The sequence below is a fragment of the Gracilibacillus halotolerans genome (assembly GCF_014206945.1).
Lineage (GTDB): Bacteria > Bacillota > Bacilli > Bacillales > Amphibacillaceae > Gracilibacillus > Gracilibacillus halotolerans.
The window spans coordinates 184,270-201,061 of the sequence record NZ_JACHON010000001.1; the positions used below are offsets into that span (position 1 = coordinate 184,270).

At 36.7% G+C, this 16,792-nt stretch carries 17 protein-coding genes; all 17 read left to right on the forward strand.

What is annotated here, in order from left to right; genetic code table 11:
- Positions 1–109 precede the first annotated feature (109 nt).
- The 17 genes from sucC (at position 110) to GGQ92_RS01035 (ending at position 16,772) form a co-directional block, all read left to right on the forward strand.
- Positions 110–1,276 (forward strand): ADP-forming succinate--CoA ligase subunit beta, encoded by a 1,167-nt coding sequence (gene sucC, locus GGQ92_RS00955; protein ID WP_184243631.1) that lies wholly within the window; start codon positions 110–112, stop codon positions 1,274–1,276.
- 37 nt (positions 1,277–1,313) lie between these two features.
- Positions 1,314–2,216, forward strand: a complete 903-nt coding sequence (sucD, locus tag GGQ92_RS00960) for a succinate--CoA ligase subunit alpha (RefSeq protein ID WP_184243633.1) — start codon at positions 1,314–1,316, stop codon at positions 2,214–2,216.
- Between the two features lie 68 nt (positions 2,217–2,284).
- Entirely contained in the window at positions 2,285–3,172 is an 888-nt protein-coding gene (dprA, locus tag GGQ92_RS00965) for a DNA-processing protein DprA (protein WP_184243635.1), read from the forward strand.
- A gap of 133 nt (positions 3,173–3,305) precedes the next feature.
- Positions 3,306–5,381 (forward strand): type I DNA topoisomerase, encoded by a 2,076-nt coding sequence (topA, locus tag GGQ92_RS00970; RefSeq protein WP_184243637.1) that lies wholly within the window; start codon positions 3,306–3,308, stop codon positions 5,379–5,381.
- A gap of 303 nt (positions 5,382–5,684) precedes the next feature.
- Complete coding sequence (gene xerC, locus GGQ92_RS00975; RefSeq protein ID WP_184243639.1) at positions 5,685–6,602, forward strand: tyrosine recombinase XerC; 918 nt, start codon at positions 5,685–5,687, stop codon at positions 6,600–6,602.
- Positions 6,603–7,145 carry an ATP-dependent protease subunit HslV gene (hslV, locus tag GGQ92_RS00980; protein WP_184243641.1) on the forward strand — a complete coding sequence of 181 codons (543 nt, stop codon included), beginning with the start codon at positions 6,603–6,605 and terminating at the stop codon, positions 7,143–7,145.
- A gap of 18 nt (positions 7,146–7,163) precedes the next feature.
- On the forward strand, positions 7,164–8,549 hold the full coding sequence (hslU, locus tag GGQ92_RS00985) for an ATP-dependent protease ATPase subunit HslU (protein ID WP_184243643.1): 1,386 nt from the start codon (positions 7,164–7,166) through the stop codon (positions 8,547–8,549).
- Between the two features lie 17 nt (positions 8,550–8,566).
- A complete protein-coding gene (gene codY / locus GGQ92_RS00990; RefSeq protein WP_184243645.1) occupies positions 8,567–9,343 on the forward strand; it encodes a GTP-sensing pleiotropic transcriptional regulator CodY in 777 nt (258 codons plus the stop codon).
- A 496-nt stretch (positions 9,344–9,839) separates the two neighbouring features.
- Positions 9,840–10,232 carry a flagellar basal body rod protein FlgB gene (flgB, locus tag GGQ92_RS00995; protein WP_184243647.1) on the forward strand — a complete coding sequence of 131 codons (393 nt, stop codon included), beginning with the start codon at positions 9,840–9,842 and terminating at the stop codon, positions 10,230–10,232.
- Positions 10,233–10,234: 2 nt separating this feature from the next.
- Complete coding sequence (gene flgC / locus GGQ92_RS01000) at positions 10,235–10,690, forward strand: flagellar basal body rod protein FlgC (RefSeq protein ID WP_184243649.1); 456 nt, start codon at positions 10,235–10,237, stop codon at positions 10,688–10,690.
- A gap of 19 nt (positions 10,691–10,709) precedes the next feature.
- A complete protein-coding gene (gene fliE, locus GGQ92_RS01005) occupies positions 10,710–11,021 on the forward strand; it encodes a flagellar hook-basal body complex protein FliE (protein ID WP_184243651.1) in 312 nt (103 codons plus the stop codon).
- Between the two features lie 40 nt (positions 11,022–11,061).
- Entirely contained in the window at positions 11,062–12,657 is a 1,596-nt protein-coding gene (gene fliF, locus GGQ92_RS01010) for a flagellar basal-body MS-ring/collar protein FliF (RefSeq protein WP_184243654.1), read from the forward strand.
- Between the two features lie 14 nt (positions 12,658–12,671).
- A complete protein-coding gene (fliG, locus tag GGQ92_RS01015) occupies positions 12,672–13,682 on the forward strand; it encodes a flagellar motor switch protein FliG (RefSeq protein ID WP_184243656.1) in 1,011 nt (336 codons plus the stop codon).
- On the forward strand, positions 13,675–14,451 hold the full coding sequence (fliH, locus tag GGQ92_RS01020) for a flagellar assembly protein FliH (RefSeq protein ID WP_184243658.1): 777 nt from the start codon (positions 13,675–13,677) through the stop codon (positions 14,449–14,451). Before fliG ends, fliH begins: the two co-directional genes overlap by 8 nt.
- Complete coding sequence (fliI, locus tag GGQ92_RS01025) at positions 14,420–15,736, forward strand: flagellar protein export ATPase FliI (RefSeq protein WP_184243660.1); 1,317 nt, start codon at positions 14,420–14,422, stop codon at positions 15,734–15,736. The genes fliH and fliI overlap by 32 nt, the downstream gene beginning before the upstream one ends.
- Entirely contained in the window at positions 15,737–16,183 is a 447-nt protein-coding gene (gene fliJ / locus GGQ92_RS01030; RefSeq protein ID WP_184243662.1) for a flagellar export protein FliJ, read from the forward strand.
- A 4-nt stretch (positions 16,184–16,187) separates the two neighbouring features.
- Entirely contained in the window at positions 16,188–16,772 is a 585-nt protein-coding gene (locus tag GGQ92_RS01035) for a MotE family protein (RefSeq protein ID WP_184243664.1), read from the forward strand.
- The last annotated feature ends 20 nt before the right edge of the window (positions 16,773–16,792 follow it).

A 16,792-nucleotide genomic window follows, 5' to 3' on the forward strand; every position in this document is an offset into this window, starting at 1 on the left:
GAAACTTTGAAAAACTCAATTATGAAAGCGTATGTAGTATTTTGTAGACAATCATAGCTAGTTTTATATACAATGAGATTGCAGTGATTTTTTGATGGGAGGATGAAAGATGAATATTCATGAGTATCAAGGCAAGGAGATATTGCGTAGCTATGGTGTTACTGTTCCAAATGGAAAAGTTGCGTTTACTGTAGATGAAGCCGTAAATGCAGCGAAAAAGCTTGGTTCAAATGTAACCGTTGTTAAAGCGCAAATCCACGCAGGTGGAAGAGGGAAAGCTGGCGGTGTTAAAATCGCAAAGAATTTAGAGGAAGTACGTACATATGCGGATGAAATACTAGGGAAAACATTAGTGACGCATCAAACTGGACCAGAAGGAAAAGAAGTGAAGCGATTACTAATAGAAGAAGGCTGTGACATTCAGAAAGAATACTATATCGGCCTAGTGCTAGACCGTTCGTCATCTCGAGTAACAATGATGGGCTCAGAAGAAGGTGGAACGGAAATTGAAGAGGTAGCAGAACAAAATCCGGAGAAGATTTTTAAAGAAGAAATCGACCCAGTAACAGGATTACTACCTTACCAAGCAAGAAGACTAGCATTTAATATTAATATTCCAGAAGAGTCTCTTTCAAAAGCAGTGAAGTTTATGATGGGTCTATATCAAGCGTTTGTTGATAAAGATTGTTCTATTGCAGAGATAAACCCGTTAGTAACTACAGGAGATGGCGAAGTATTAGCGTTAGACGCAAAATTAAACTTTGATGACAATGCTCTTTTCCGTCAGAAAGACATCGTTGAATACCGTGATTTAGACGAAGAAGATGAAAAGGAAATTGAAGCATCGAAATTTGATTTAAGCTATATTGCGTTAGATGGTAACATTGGCTGTATGGTTAATGGTGCTGGACTAGCAATGGCTACTATGGATATTATTAAGCATTATAATGGCGAACCGGCTAACTTTTTAGATGTTGGGGGCGGAGCTACAGCAGAGAAAGTTACGGAAGCCTTTAAAATTATTTTGTCTGATAAGAATGTAAAAGGTATATTCGTTAATATTTTCGGTGGAATAATGAAATGTGATGTTATTGCGGAAGGTGTAGTACAAGCAACAAAAGAAGTAGGGTTAACCATTCCTTTAGTTGTGCGCTTAGAAGGTACGAATGTAGATGCTGGTAAAAAAATCCTTGCTGATTCAGGCTTGAATATTACGCCAGCTGAATCTATGGCAGATGGTGCACAAAAAATTGTAGCGCTAGTTGAACAAGAATAATAGAATGCGCAGAACGACAAAGGGAGGATGTTAAATAATGAGTGTGTTTATTAATAAAGATACGAAAGTACTTGTACAAGGAATTACAGGTTCTACTGCATTGTTTCACACAAAGCAAATGTTAGAATATGGTACGAAAATCGTAGCAGGTGTAACACCTAAAAAAGGCGGTACAGAAGTAGAAGGTGTACCTGTATTTAATACAGTAAAAGAAGCAGTTGATCAAACAGGAGCAAATGCATCCGTTATTTATGTACCAGCTCCATTTGCAGCAGATGCTATTATGGAAGCGGTTGATGCAGACATGGACCTTGTTATCTGTATAACAGAACATATTCCTGTAATGGATATGGTTAAAGTAAAACGTTACATGGAAGGGAAAAAGACTCGATTGATTGGTCCTAACTGTCCAGGCGTTATTACACCTGAGGAGTGTAAGATTGGTATTATGCCAGGCTACATTCATAAAAAGGGTCATATAGGGGTAGTTTCTCGTTCTGGAACATTAACTTATGAAGCAGTACATCAGTTATCTGAGGCTGGTTTTGGTCAATCCTCTGCAGTAGGAATTGGTGGGGACCCTGTGAATGGGACAGACTTTATCGATGTACTGAAAGCATTTAATGAAGACCCTGAAACAGAAGCTGTTATGATGATTGGTGAAATCGGTGGAACAGCTGAAGAAGAAGCTGCTGAATGGGTGAAAGAAAATATGACAAAGCCAGTTATTGGTTTTATCGGCGGTAGAACTGCACCTCCAGGAAAACGTATGGGGCATGCAGGTGCTATTATTTCAGGTGGAAAAGGTACAGCAGAAGAAAAGATTAGAGTTATGAATGAATGTGGGATCGAAGTTGCTGAAACTCCATCTGTTATGGGAGAAACCGTTATTGGTGTATTAAAAGATAAAGGTCTCTATGAAAAATGTAAAACTCATTAATTAATCTTAAGGGAAGGGCATCTATCAAGCTGTCTTTCCCCTTTTTTGAAACGAAAGGATGATAAAAATTGGAACAAAAGAGTTGGCGACTACTATTATTATCTCGCCTACCTTTTATGACAAGGAAACGTATCAGTCAAATTTTAGAAAATGATCCTCACTTAACGGATTTCCTAGATTGGAAAGAATTAGAATGGACGGATACCTTAACTTTAGATACAAAACAGGTGACAGCAATTAGACAACGAATCGAAAATACTACATTCAAGCGTCAATTATATGAAGAAAGCTTAACGTATCCCTTTATTACAATATTTGATAAGAGCTATCCCCAGTCACTCCGTCATATTCCAGACCCTCCACTAGTTATTTACTATTTAGGTAATCCTTCTTTATTCCAAACGTCCCCAAACTTAAGTGTTGTCGGTACTAGATACCCATCTATGGAAGCTACTCGTGTAATGAAGAAACTATTAACTCCAATTGTACGGAGCAAATGGTGCATTGTCAGTGGAATGGCAAAAGGTGTTGATTCAATGGCTCATAAGATAGCAATAGATGAAGGTCATACCACTATAGCAGTATTAGGAAGTGGCTTCCAACATGTCTATCCTAAAGAAAATACCTCACTATTTCATCAATTATCAACCAATCATTTAGTGCTTTCAGAATACCCACCTCATACCAAACCGGAGAAATATTACTTTCCTGAGAGAAATCGTATTATTAGTGGCTTAGGGTTTGCTACATTAGTAATTGAAGCAAAACAAAAGAGTGGAACGATGATTACAGTAGATCAAGCTTTAGATCAAGGTAAAGAAGTGTTTGCTGTACCTGGATCGATTTTGGCTAAAACAAGTGAAGGTTGTCATCAATTGATAAAAGAGGGTGCAAAACTCATTACTTCAGCAGATGATATTTTGGCAGAATGGCAACAAACTACTAGAAAATCGTGAGAAATACTTGCAAACGTTAACTAGAATGTTTGACAAACTGGAGGAAAGTATTTAATAATAGGGAAGATTTATTCTATAAATGAAGCGAATGAAAAAACGGATTAGTTTGAGATTGCCTCATGGAGGGTTTTTTATGGCGGAAAATTTAGTCATTGTTGAGTCGCCAGCCAAGGCGAAGACAATAGAACGATATTTAGGAAAAAAATACAAAGTAACAGCCTCAATGGGTCACGTTCGCGATTTACCTAAGAGTCAGACCGGGGTTAACGTGGAAAACAACTATGAACCTAAATATATTACGATACGTGGAAAAGGGCCGTTAATTAAGGAATTAAAATCAGCAGCAAAAAAAGCGAATAAAATATATCTAGCAGCTGACCCGGATCGCGAAGGGGAAGCAATAGCATGGCATCTAGCTCACATTCTAGATATCGATTTAAATTCGGAATGCCGAGTAGTGTTTAATGAAATAACAAAGGATGCAATCAAAGAATCGTTTAAAAACCCACGTAAAATTAACATGGATTTAGTAGACGCTCAACAGGCGAGAAGAATCCTAGATCGGTTAGTGGGATACAATATAAGTCCATTACTTTGGAAGAAAGTAAAGAAAGGACTTAGCGCAGGAAGAGTTCAATCTGTTGCTGTAAAATTAATTATCGACAGAGAAAATGAAATCAAAGCTTTTAAGCCTGAGGAATATTGGTCAATCGAATCAATATTCGAACAAGGAAAACAGAGCTTTGATGGTAGTTTTTACGGAATCAATGGTAAAAAGAAAGAATTAAAGAATAAGCAAGAAGTAGATGAAATTCTAAAGCAACTAAAAGGGAACAAATTCACGGTTGATAAAGTAAAGAAAACAGAAAGAAAACGTAATCCAGCACTTCCGTTTACGACATCTTCGTTACAGCAAGAGGCAGCAAGAAAGCTTAACTTTAGAGCAAGAAAGACAATGATGATTGCTCAGCAACTATACGAAGGTATTGACCTCGGACGTAAAGAGGGTGGAATTACGGGTCTTATTACGTATATGCGAACGGATTCTACTAGGGTTTCCGATACAGCAAAAAAACAGGCACATTCTTATATCGAGAATAAATATGGGAAAGAATACATTGGGCCTTTTCGTAAATCTAAACAAAATGATAGTAGTCAAGACGCTCACGAAGCCATCCGTCCTACTGGTGTGTTAAGAGACCCAGAGTCTATCAAATCTATATTATCTCGAGACCAGTTCAGGTTGTATAAGTTAATATGGGAACGATTTGTAGCAAGTCAAATGGCGCCAGCAGTGATGGACACGATGACAGTTACATTGAAAAATGAAGGAATAGAGTTTCGTTCTGTCGGATCTAAAATAAAATTTAAAGGTTTTATGACAGTATACATTGAAGGTTCAGACGATGAACAGAAGAAAAAAGACAAATGGTTACCAGCGTTAGAGGAAGGTTCTACAGTAAGTGCTAAAGAGATCACACCAAACCAACACTTTACGCAACCACCTCCACGTTATACAGAAGCCCGATTAGTAAAAACATTAGAAGAAAAAGGTATCGGTCGACCATCCACTTATGCACCGACACTAGATACAATTCAACGAAGAGGCTATGTAGCACTAGATAACCGAAAGTTTGTACCTACTGAGCTTGGGGAAATTGTTACAAGTTTACTAGAGGAATTCTTCCCAGAAATTATCAATGTCGAATTTACCGTCAAAATGGAAGGTGATTTAGACTCCATAGAAGATGGTAATCGAGAATGGATCGAAATAATTGATCAATTTTATCAAGGATTCGATAAACGACTACAAACAGCAGAAAACGAAATGCAGAAAATTGAAATAAAAGATGAGCCTGCTGGGGAAGATTGTGAAAAATGTGGTCATGAAATGGTTTATAAAATGGGTAGGTATGGAAAATTTTTAGCTTGCTCTAATTTTCCAGATTGCAGAAATACAAAGCCAATCCTAAAAGAAATCGGTGTAACATGCCCTAAATGTAAAAAAGGGAATGTAGTTGAACGTAAAACAAAGAAACGTCGAGTATTCTATGGTTGTGACCAATATCCAGAATGTGAATTTATTTCGTGGGATAAACCAACAGGTAGGAACTGTCCGAAATGTGAGACAATGCTTGTAGAAAAGAAAGCAAAAAGCAAATCACAAGTACAATGTCCATCGTGTGACTATAAAGAAAATATGCAGTAACTTCCTCCCCGGTATGAACAAAATTGGATATATTCCAAAAACGTTCTATCCGGGAAGTTTTTTTGAGTCTAAATGTGCATAAGTGAACATACGTAAATAATTTTGCCTGATAGTGAGGGTAGTTGTTTAAAATCTTTAGTTGAAAGTGATAAGATATAAAAGGGACAACTAAGGCGAGTAAGAGTTTTTGTTTAGAAATGATTATTTTCTTTCTATTCTGAATAATAAAGTGTTTTCCGTTTCCATAATGTAAAAGTAGGGAATAATAAACGTAAAAGCATAAAAGAGTAGTCGAGGTGGCAAATGGAAAAGAATATATCTGAATTTATCGAATATATGCAAATTGAAAAGAACGCCTCCAAGATGACAATAAACGCATATCGCGACGATATCGATCATTTTCAGTCCTTTCTACAATCTGAAAACGTCATGAATTGGCAAGAAGTGAATTATGGAATCATTAGACACTATTTAACCCTTCTCTACCAAGATGGTCTCTCCAGAAGTTCTGTTACTAGACATCTTTCTAGTTTAAGGAGCTTTTATCATTTTCTTATGCGAGAATCAATTATTGAATATAATCCATTTAAACAAGTTCAATTACCAAAAGCCGAACAAGCTTTACCCGAGTTCTTGTATGAAGATGAGCTCCAACCTTTATTCGAAATTTCGGATTTGACCGTTCCTTTGGGACAGAGAAATCAAGTAATTGTCGAGTTGCTCTATGCTTGCGGCTTGCGAGTAACTGAGCTAATACAAATTAAAATAGAAGATATAGACTTTTATTTAGATACCTTATATGTAATAGGTAAAGGAAATAAAGAAAGGTATGTCCCTTTTGGGAAAAAAGCTGCCGACATTTTAAAGATGTACATAGAGGATGGCAGAGAGCTGCTCATGAAGAAATCAGACGAACATAATTTTTTACTTGTAAACCAGAACGGCAAACCTTTAACGTCCAGAGGTGTTCGCTATATCTTAAATAAAATGGTGGATGATGCATGTATGACACAAAATATTTATCCACATAAGCTTCGTCATACTTTCGCAACACATTTGCTGAATAATGGGGCTGATCTTCGTTCCGTGCAAGAACTTCTTGGTCATTCTAAGCTATCCACTACACAAATCTATACACATGTTACAAAAGATAGATTAAGTCAAATATACCGTTCAGCACATCCACGTGCACAGATTACAAAAAACAGGGGGGAATCGTAGATGTCTTCAGAGTTTCATGCTACAACTATTTTTGCCATTCACCATAATGGCCAGGCAGCAATGTGTGGAGACGGTCAAGTCACTCTTGGTAATCAAGTTGTTATGAAGCACACAGCCAAAAAGGTAAGAAAATTATATCATGGTAAAGTTTTAGCTGGCTTTGCAGGATCTGTTGCAGATGCTTTTACCTTATATGAAAATTTTGAAAGTAAACTGGAAGCGCATGATGGCAATTTATCAAGAGCTGCAGTGGAATTGGCAAAATCTTGGCGTAATGATAAATATTTACGTAAACTTGAAGCAATGCTAATCGTAATGAATAAAGATACGTTGCTTCTCGTTTCTGGGACAGGTGAGGTTATAGAGCCTGATGATGGAATACTCGCAATTGGCTCTGGAGGAAATTATGCTTTAAGTGCAGGTCGTGCTCTGAAGCAGTATGCGTCACAACTATCCGCACGCGAAATCGCAAAGGCAGCATTAGAAGTTGCTGGAGAAATATGTGTATTTACAAATGACCAACTAGTTTTAGAGGAATTGTAGAAAGGAAGGAATTCATAAATGGCGATGGACTTAACACCTAAACAAATTGTTCAGCAATTAAGTGAATATATTATAGGTCAGGAGGAAGCTAAAAAAGCTGTAGCCATTGCTCTCAGAAATAGATATAGAAGAATGCAATTGCCAGAAGAGTTAAAAAATGAAATCGTTCCAAAGAATATTTTAATGATTGGTCCAACAGGGGTTGGGAAAACAGAAATCGCTCGTCGTTTAGCTAAATTAACTGGTGCACCTTTTATTAAGATAGAAGCAACGAAATACACGGAAGTAGGCTATGTTGGTAGAGATGTGGAGTCCATGGTCCGTGATTTGGTAGAGAACTCCATTCGGATGGTAAAAGAGACAGAGATCGAACGTGTCAGAGACCGAGCGGAACAGCAGGCAAATAAACAATTAGTAAAACTATTAGTTCCTTCAAAAGTAGAGAAACCAACAAACAATCCATTCGAGGCCTTTTTAAATCCAAATCAAGCAAAGCAGCATAAAGAACCGGAAGAGAATGAAGATGTCCAATTAAAACGAAATCAAATGAAAAAGCTGTTAGAACTAGGTGAACTAGAAGATCATCTAGTAACAGTTGAAGTAGAAGAACAAAATACTTCTATGTTCGATATGTTAAATGGATCTGGATTAGAGCAAATGGGATTCAATATGCAGGATTCATTAGGGCAATTGTTTCCGAAGAAGAAGAAAAAAAGAAAAGTAACCGTTAGAGAAGCCAGGAAAATATTGACAGACCAAGAAGCTCAAAAATTATTAGACATGGATGCAATTATCCAACAAGCTGTAGAAAATGCAGAGCAGATGGGAATCATCTTCATTGATGAAATGGATAAAATTGCAATGAAAACAGAGCAAAGTGCCAATGTATCTAGAGAAGGTGTGCAAAGAGACATTCTACCGATCGTTGAAGGTTCCACAATTAATACAAAGTATGGTCCTGTTAAAACAGATCATATGCTTTTTATTGCTGCAGGTGCTTTTCATGTTGCAAAACCAGCAGATTTAATACCAGAACTACAGGGAAGGTTCCCAATTCGAGTTGAATTAGAAAAACTTAAAATAGAAGACTTCGAACGTATTTTAAAAGAGCCGTCCAATGCTCTATTAAAGCAATATAAAGCATTAATCGAGACAGAAGGTATTACAATTAGTTTCAGAGAAGATGCCATACGACGTATTGCTGAAATAGCGTATGAAGTTAATGGAGATACAGATAATATAGGAGCAAGAAGACTACATACGATTTTAGAAAAACTTTTAGAAGAGCTATCTTATGAGGCGTCTGATATCGGTGTTGGTAATATAGAAATTACCGCGCAATATGTAAATGATAAGCTCCAATCCATAGCAAAAAACAAAGATTTAAGTCAGTTTATATTATAAGATTGGTGGTGCGGATAATGCATGAATTATTAACGCGAACAAGAAAAATCAATTCACTGCTTCAAAAGACAAAAGGAAGCTCTGTCGATTTTACTGAAATGTCAAAAACATTACGTGATGTAATAGATGCAAACATATTTATAGTGAGTCGCAAAGGGAAGTTACTCGGATTTGCGATTAATCAACAAATTGAAAACCCACGTATGAAACGGATGCTTGAGGAAAGACAGTTTCCGGAAACCTATACAGATAATTTATTTACAATACGTGAAACAACAATTAACTTGTCGATTGAGAGTGAATATACAGCGTTCCCAGTTGAAAATAAGGATTTATTTAAAGAAGGACTCACTACTATTGTACCTATTCTTGGTAGTGGTCAACGTCTTGGAACCTTAATTTTGAGTAGAGTAGCTGAAAAATTTGAAGAAGATGATTTAATCTTAGCCGAGTATGGAGCAACTGTTGTCGGAATGGAAATATTATATGAAAAAACGAATGAAATTGAAATGGAAGCACGTAGTACAGCTGTCGTTCAAATGGCAATGAATTCTTTATCCTATAGTGAGTTGGAAGCAATTGAGCACATCTTTGACGAATTAGATGGAGATGAAGGTTTACTTGTTGCAAGTAAAGTGGCTGATCGTGTAGGGATTACTAGGTCTGTTATTGTTAATGCTCTTCGTAAGCTGGAGAGTGCTGGTGTTATTGAATCAAGGTCCTTAGGAATGAAAGGAACGTATATTAAGGTTCTTAATGAGAAATTCATGAAGGAATTAGAAAGTAGAAAATAATCACGTTACTAAATAAATAATCCATCAATAGTAACCGAATGAATTAGGAGTTTCCATTTCTCCTAATTCATTCGGTTTTTTTATTAGATATCGGTTTTATCGAAGTAATTTTAAGAAGAATACAGGAAGTGACTAACAACATTAGAGTCCCTGAATATTTTTATATGGTAAAAGAACTAAAATTTCAAAGTTAATAAGTGGCTGCTAGTAATTAAAATGCTGTACCTTTTTTAGTTAAAAAGAAGTAATATCGGGAAAAGCCTAACGAATGATAGGTTTAAAAATAGATGTTTAAGTTTAATGTAGTTCAAAAGACTCACTACCTATGAAAGTATACCATCTGCTTTAATTGGTCTAAATACCTAATTATCCAAAAAAATCATAGACTTTTGTAAGAATATGACGAATAGTGATAGACAGCATCGGAAATTTAGCTTACAATAATCGTGGAGAGATTGGTTTTTTGTCTGTTAATAGGGAAATAGGGGTGGTAAGAATGTCATTTTTTAGCGGCACGATATCTAAATTAGAGAATTCATTACATTATGCTTCAACAAAAAATAAAACTATTGCTAATAACTTAGCAAACATTGATACACCAGGTTATAAAGCGAAGAAAGTAGAATTTAAAGATGCATTACAATCACATCTATCTACAGATTTTCAGGCTAAAAAGACCCATCCTAAGCATGTATCGTTCGGAGATAATGAGTCGAATGTCAGTATTAAGACGAGTAATTCGACTACGTACAATCATAATGGTAATAATGTCGATGTAGATAAAGAGATGTCTGAATTAGCGAAAAATCAAATTTATTATCATGCTTTAGTTGATAGAATTAATGGGAAATTTAACAGTTTACAAAAAGTGATTAAAGGAGGTCAATAACCATGTCTATATTCCATTCATTTAATGTTAGCGCAAGTGGTCTAACAGCTCAGAGAATGAGGATGGATATTGTATCTTCCAACATTGCAAATGCTGAAACAACAAGAGCGACTATCAATGAGAATGGTGAATATGAGCCATATCGTAGGAAAATAGCAGTATTTGGAGAAAAGGATAAAAGCTTTTCTCATATGTTACAAAACGCCATTACAAATGAGAAAAAAGTTGGTGGTGGGGTGAGAGTATCACAAATAGCAGAAGATGATAGTCCATTTAGGCTTGTCTATCAGCCAAACCACCCAGATGCAAATGAAGAAGGATATGTTCAATTACCAAATGTGGATCCTTTAAAGGAAATGGTAGATTTAATGAGTGCTACAAGGTCATACGAAGCAAACGTTACATCTATCAATGCTTCTAAATCAATGCTAATGAAAGCTTTAGAAATTGGAAAATAAACTAGAGAGGTAGGAAGCGATGGTTCAAACGAATTTTATCCAACCATTAACAACATTAAAACCTGTTAATCAAATTCATAAGACAAACGACTTACAACAAAAGGCACCTACACAAGAATTTGCTTCGACATTAAAGAATGCGATTGAAACTTTAAATGCTAGTCAAGTAGAGTCTGATAAAAAGACAGAAGGATTAGCAACAGGCAAAATAACGGATTTACATGACGTAACGATTACTGCACAAAAAGCTAGCATCATGTTGGACACAGCTGTTCAAATCCAGAGGAAAGCACTTGACGCCTACAATGAAGTTATGCGTATGCAAGTTTAACCTCAAGACGCAGTAAGTAATAGACTCCTGGGGGCTTAAAATGAAAGAGAAAATCATTCGATATAAAGAAAAAAGTACAGAGTTTTTCAGACAAATGTCAAAAAAACAAAAAATATTATTAATTTCGGGTGTTGCAGCTATTGCTCTCGTCATTTTACTCATTAGTGTATTATCTGTTTCAAATGATAACATGGTGACACTTTATGAAGATTTGTCTGTTCAAGAAGCTGGACAGATAAAGACTGAACTTGATGCTACAGGCACGAAATATGAGATTACAAATAATGGTACTGCTGTACGTGTGCCAAGTAGTGCTGCAGATACATTACTTGTTGACTTGGCTGCTAAAGGTATACCGGATAGTGGTAGAATTGACTATTCCTTTTTTGCAGAGAATAGCTCCTGGGGAGTTACAGAGAACGAATTTGACGTAATGAAGTTAGATGCTATGCAAACAGAGCTTGCTAATCTAATTTCCCAAATAGAGGGGATTAAATCAGCTACGGTTAATCTAAATATTCCCAAAGAAACCTTGTTTGTCAGTGACGAACAACAGGATTCTTCTGCGGCAATCGTTTTAGAGACAGAACCAGGTTATGCATTCGATCAAAATAAAGTAAATGCACTCTATCACTTAGTTTCAAAATCGATACCTAACCTCTCTACTGATAATATCGTCATCATGAACCAATATGTTGAGTTTTTTGACCAAAATAATCAAAATAGCATGGCAAACGGTAATACCTATGAATCTCAACAGACGATTAAACGAGATTTTGAGAAAGATATAGAACGGCGAGTTCAAAAAATGCTAGGTGCCATGATTGGTTTAGATAAAGTAGCAGTATCTGCAACATCCGATATTGATTTCACTCAAGAAAATCGAGTGGAACAGCTAGTAGAGCAAGTGGATGAAGATACAGAATCTTTACCGGTAAGTATCGAAACAATTACAGAATCCTTTACAGGGCAGCGCCCAGTTGACGGGGAAGTTGGAACTGGCGAAGGAGATATCGCAAACTATCCAGCAGGTGCGGATGGAGCGGTTGGGGATTACGAATTAGTCAAAGAGTCTGTTAATAATGAGTTTAATAGAATTCAACGAGATATTGTAGAAAGTCCTTATAAAATTAGAGATTTAGGAATTCAAGTTGCTATTGATAATACGAAAGTAGATGAAGATGGCGAAACAGTTCCACTTACTGCTCAAGAACAATTAGAAGTGGAAGAGGCTGTAGCGTCAATACTAGATTCTATTGTGTCTACTTCTGTTGACCCGACATATGGAGAAGTGAATCCAGCAAATAATACTTCAATTGTTTTTCAACCATTTACGGAACGAGCAGGATTGGGGACTACATCACCTACTCCTACCATCCCAGTTTGGGTTTATATCGTTGGAGCAGCACTTATTGTTATTATAGCTATCCTAATTCTTATGCTTCGTAGACGTAAGAAAGTTGAGGAAGAGTACGAGGAAGTTAGCTCTGAAATGCTTACTGAGGAAGAAATTCCGGCCTTGTCGATTCAAGAAGATACGGATGCGGCTAAACGTCGTAAGCAATTAGAACAGTATGCTTCGGAAAAACCAGAAGAGTTTGCAAAATTATTACGTAGTTGGATTTCAGAAGAGTAAGGGGGTGAGGATTAGTGGCTCGTAAACAACAGCTTACAGGTAAGCAGAAGGCTGCGATACTCTTAATTTCTTTAGGACCGGAAGTATCTGCCAATATATATAAACATTTAACACCTGAAGAAATTGATAGTCTCACCCTTGAGATATCTTCCGTAAACAAAGTGAATGCGGAAGAAAAGGAAGAAATATTAGAACAATTTCATGAAATTGCCTTAGCGCAAGATTATATATCACAGGGTGGTATCTCTTATGCAAAAACAGTATTGGAAAAAGCACTTGGTGAAGAAAAAGCGAATGATATATTAAATCGACTAACTTCCTCATTGCAAGTTAAACCATTTGATTTTGCAAGAAAAGCAGATCCAGCACAAATTATTAATTTTATTCAGACAGAGCATCCGCAAACGATCGCGCTTGTTTTATCGTATTTAGATGCAGAGCAGTCCGCTCAAATTTTATCAGAGTTGCCTGAGGAAATGCAGGCAGATATTGCCCGACGAATTGCATTAATGGATTCTACTTCACCGGAAATTATTGAAGAAGTTGAGCAAATGTTGGAGAGAAAACTGTCAGCTACGGTAACGCACGATTATACGCAAACTGGTGGTATTCAAGCTGTTGTAGATGTATTAAATGGCGTGGATAGAAGTACAGAGCGTACGATATTAGATAGTTTAGAGATGGACGATCCAGATTTAGCAGATGAAATTAAGAAAAGAATGTTTGTATTCGAGGATATTGTTACATTGGACAACCGTGCAATACAGCGTGTTATTCGAGAAGTCGATCAGGAAGACTTGCAGCTTGCACTTAAAGTATCTAGTGACGACGTGAAGGATGTTGTCTTTAAAAATATGTCTGCACGTATGTCTGAAACATTCAAAGAAGAAATGGAATTTATGGGTCCTGTACGATTAAGAGATGTCGAGGAAGCCCAAACGCGAATTGTTTCTGTTATTCGTAGATTGGAAGAGATTGGTGAAATCATCATAGCTAGAGGTGGAGGAGATGATATCATTGTCTAATCTTCGTTCCTCAGCTTTACCTAAGAAAACAATCAAAGTAAAACCTTTCGAAAAAATTTCTGATTTACCTATAGATAGTACGGAAGAAGAAACGTATCAAACGTTAACTGAAAAAATAGCCGAAAAAAGTAAAGAGCTTGAAGCATTAAACCAACAAATGACAGAGAGACGAAAAAAAGCAGAAAATGAAATTCTTATGTTGCGAGAAGAATGGCAAAGTGAAAAAGAACAATTGATACAAGAAGCTCAACAACAAGGCTATCAACAAGGTTTTGAACAAGGAAAACGAGATAGTCTTGAACAATATTCACACTTAATTGATGAAGCGAAAACATTAATAGAACATGCAAACGATGACGTCAAAAAGAAAATTGAGCAGAGCGATGAGGTTGTTCTCCAAATTGCTATGCATGCAGCGGAAAAAGTTATTTATCAATCATTAGGTGAAGATAAAACTAAGTATATTGGCATTGTGAAAGAAGCGATAGATTATGTTAAAAAATTTCCATCGATTTCTGTCTATGCTTCTAGTAAAGACTACAGTTATTTACTAGAACACCAGGATGAACTAAGGGAAATACTACAAGGCCAAGCAGAATTATCTATTTATCCTGATAGTGAATTACAAGAGTATCAAGTATACGTGGAAAGTCCTGCCGGGAGATTAGAAGCATCTGTGGATACGCAACTAGAAGAGATCAGAAATCATTTATCGCAAGTCATGGAGGAGATCATCCGTGAACGTAGAGAGGATACTGGAAGAGATTAACCAAGTAGACACGTACAAAAGATATGGGAAAGTCAATCGTGTGGTTGGTCTTCTTATTGAATCTAAAGGACCGGAAGCAAGCATAGGTGAAGTTTGTTACATTCATTTGAAAGATAGTAAGAAAAAGATTATGGCAGAAGTGATAGGTTTCCATGATGAAAAAGTCTTATTGATGCCATATTCGACAATCCAAAACATTTCAGCAGGTTGTCTAGTAGAGGCTACAAAGGATTCATTGCACATAAAGGTTGGTCGAGGGCTGATTGGAAAAGTAGTCGACGCGACAGGCGAACTTTTAGATGGTTCCAATTTACCAAAAGGAATGAAACCTTATTCTACAACCCAAGCACCACCCAATCCGTTAGATCGACCACGTATCGAGCAGCCTTTGCAAATAGGTGTTACTGCGATTGATACGATGCTGACAGTTGGAAAAGGACAACGTGTTGGGATTTTTGCTGGAAGTGGTGTAGGTAAAAGTACACTGCTTGGAATGATAGCTCGAAACAGTTCCGCAGACATAAATGTTATCGGACTTATCGGGGAGCGTGGTCGAGAGCTAAAAGAATTTATTGAACGTGATTTAGGTGAAGAAGGTTTAAAAAAATCGATTGTAGTAGTTGCTACTTCTGATCAGTCTCCTCTTATGCGTATTAAAGGAGCATTTACTGCAACAGCGATTAGCGAGTATTTTCGTGATCAAGGGTATGAGGTCAATTTAATGATGGATTCTGTAACTAGGGTTGCAATGGCACAACGTGAGATTGGTTTAGCTATCGGGGAACCCCCTACAACAAAAGGTTATACGCCATCTGTATTTGCCTTATTACCTTCTCTACTAGAACGAACAGGCCAGTCATCTAAAGGTTCGATAACGGCATTTTATACGGTGTTAGTTGATGGTGACGATTTTAACGAGCCGATTGCTGATACTGTACGTGGAGTATTGGACGGTCACTTTATATTAGATAGAAGTTTAGCAGAAAAGGGACAATTCCCTGCCATTAATATTCTAGCTTCCGTGAGTAGGGTGATGAATGACATCCTACCTGAGGAAGAGTTAAACGTGGTACAAAAAGCAAGAGCAATACTAGCGTCTTATCAAGAAAATGAAGAATTAATTCAAATAGGCGCTTATAAAAATGGCACAAATCCTATTGTCGACGAAGCAATCAGACTCCATCCGCAATTGATGGAATTTCTGAAACAAGCAACGGATGAATCTTCCGACAAAGAGCAAGCGTTTGAGCAGCTTTTAGGAATCATTAAAGGGAGTAGGATGTAATTGAAGACGATAAACGGCTTAGCAAAAGTACTTACCGTCAAGGAACAGGATAAAGATCGTGCTGAATTTCAATATCGAGATGCTGTATTTCACTTTGAAAAACATGCTAAAAACCTCTATGAATTATTGAAAAAGAAGGAAACGATGGAATCAAAATATGCTGCGTCGCTTTCAAATAAAGTCAATGTGGATGATTTAAGGTATTTAGGCAACTATTTACAAAGTATTAGACCGACAATCATTGCAGAACAAGCGAGAGTGGAAAAAGCTAGAATGGCAATGAATGAAAGGTTGTCAAATCTAACGGAGCACCATATTGATGTCAAAAAGATCGAAAAGCTAATTACAAAAAAAGAGCTGGAAATAAAAAAAGTGGAAGAAAAAAAAGAACAGCTCTTCCTAGATGAAATTTCATTAAGGCAATACATTGACAATAAGGATAGGTGAAAACATGGCAGCCAATCCAAAAGAAATTGCAACAGATAAAAAACCAGGCGTATTTCAATGGTTAATTGTAATTGTTGTTCCTCTATTTTTTGCACTAATCGTTTTAACGGTCATACTTACCATCATTGGGGTTGATGTGGTAGGAACAACTAAAGAAACACTCAATAAAGTACCGATTGTGAACGAATGGATAACAACTGACGAGGAAGAACTATTTGAGCACCAAATTGAAAGTAAAGAAACCACTATAGCAGAACTAGAAGATAAGCTTGAAGCTGCAACTAGTGAGTCAGCATCTAAAGACAGTACAATTGAGAAGCTTCAAGCAGAAATTGATACTCTTGTAGCTAGGTTAGAGAATAGGGATAGTGAGATAGATTCCGAAGCAGAGATAAAAGTAACGAATAAGAAATTAATTCAGTCATTTACGGAAATGAAAGCTAAAGAAGCTGCACCGATTCTTGAAAATATGAACAATGAATTAGTGATTGAAATACTTGAGCAATTAAATGAAAAAACAGTAGCTGGAATATTTGCTGAAATGGAGCCTGAGGTAGCTGCTACCTACATAAACCAGATGGCTGAATAAAGATTATTCTATAGAAAGGA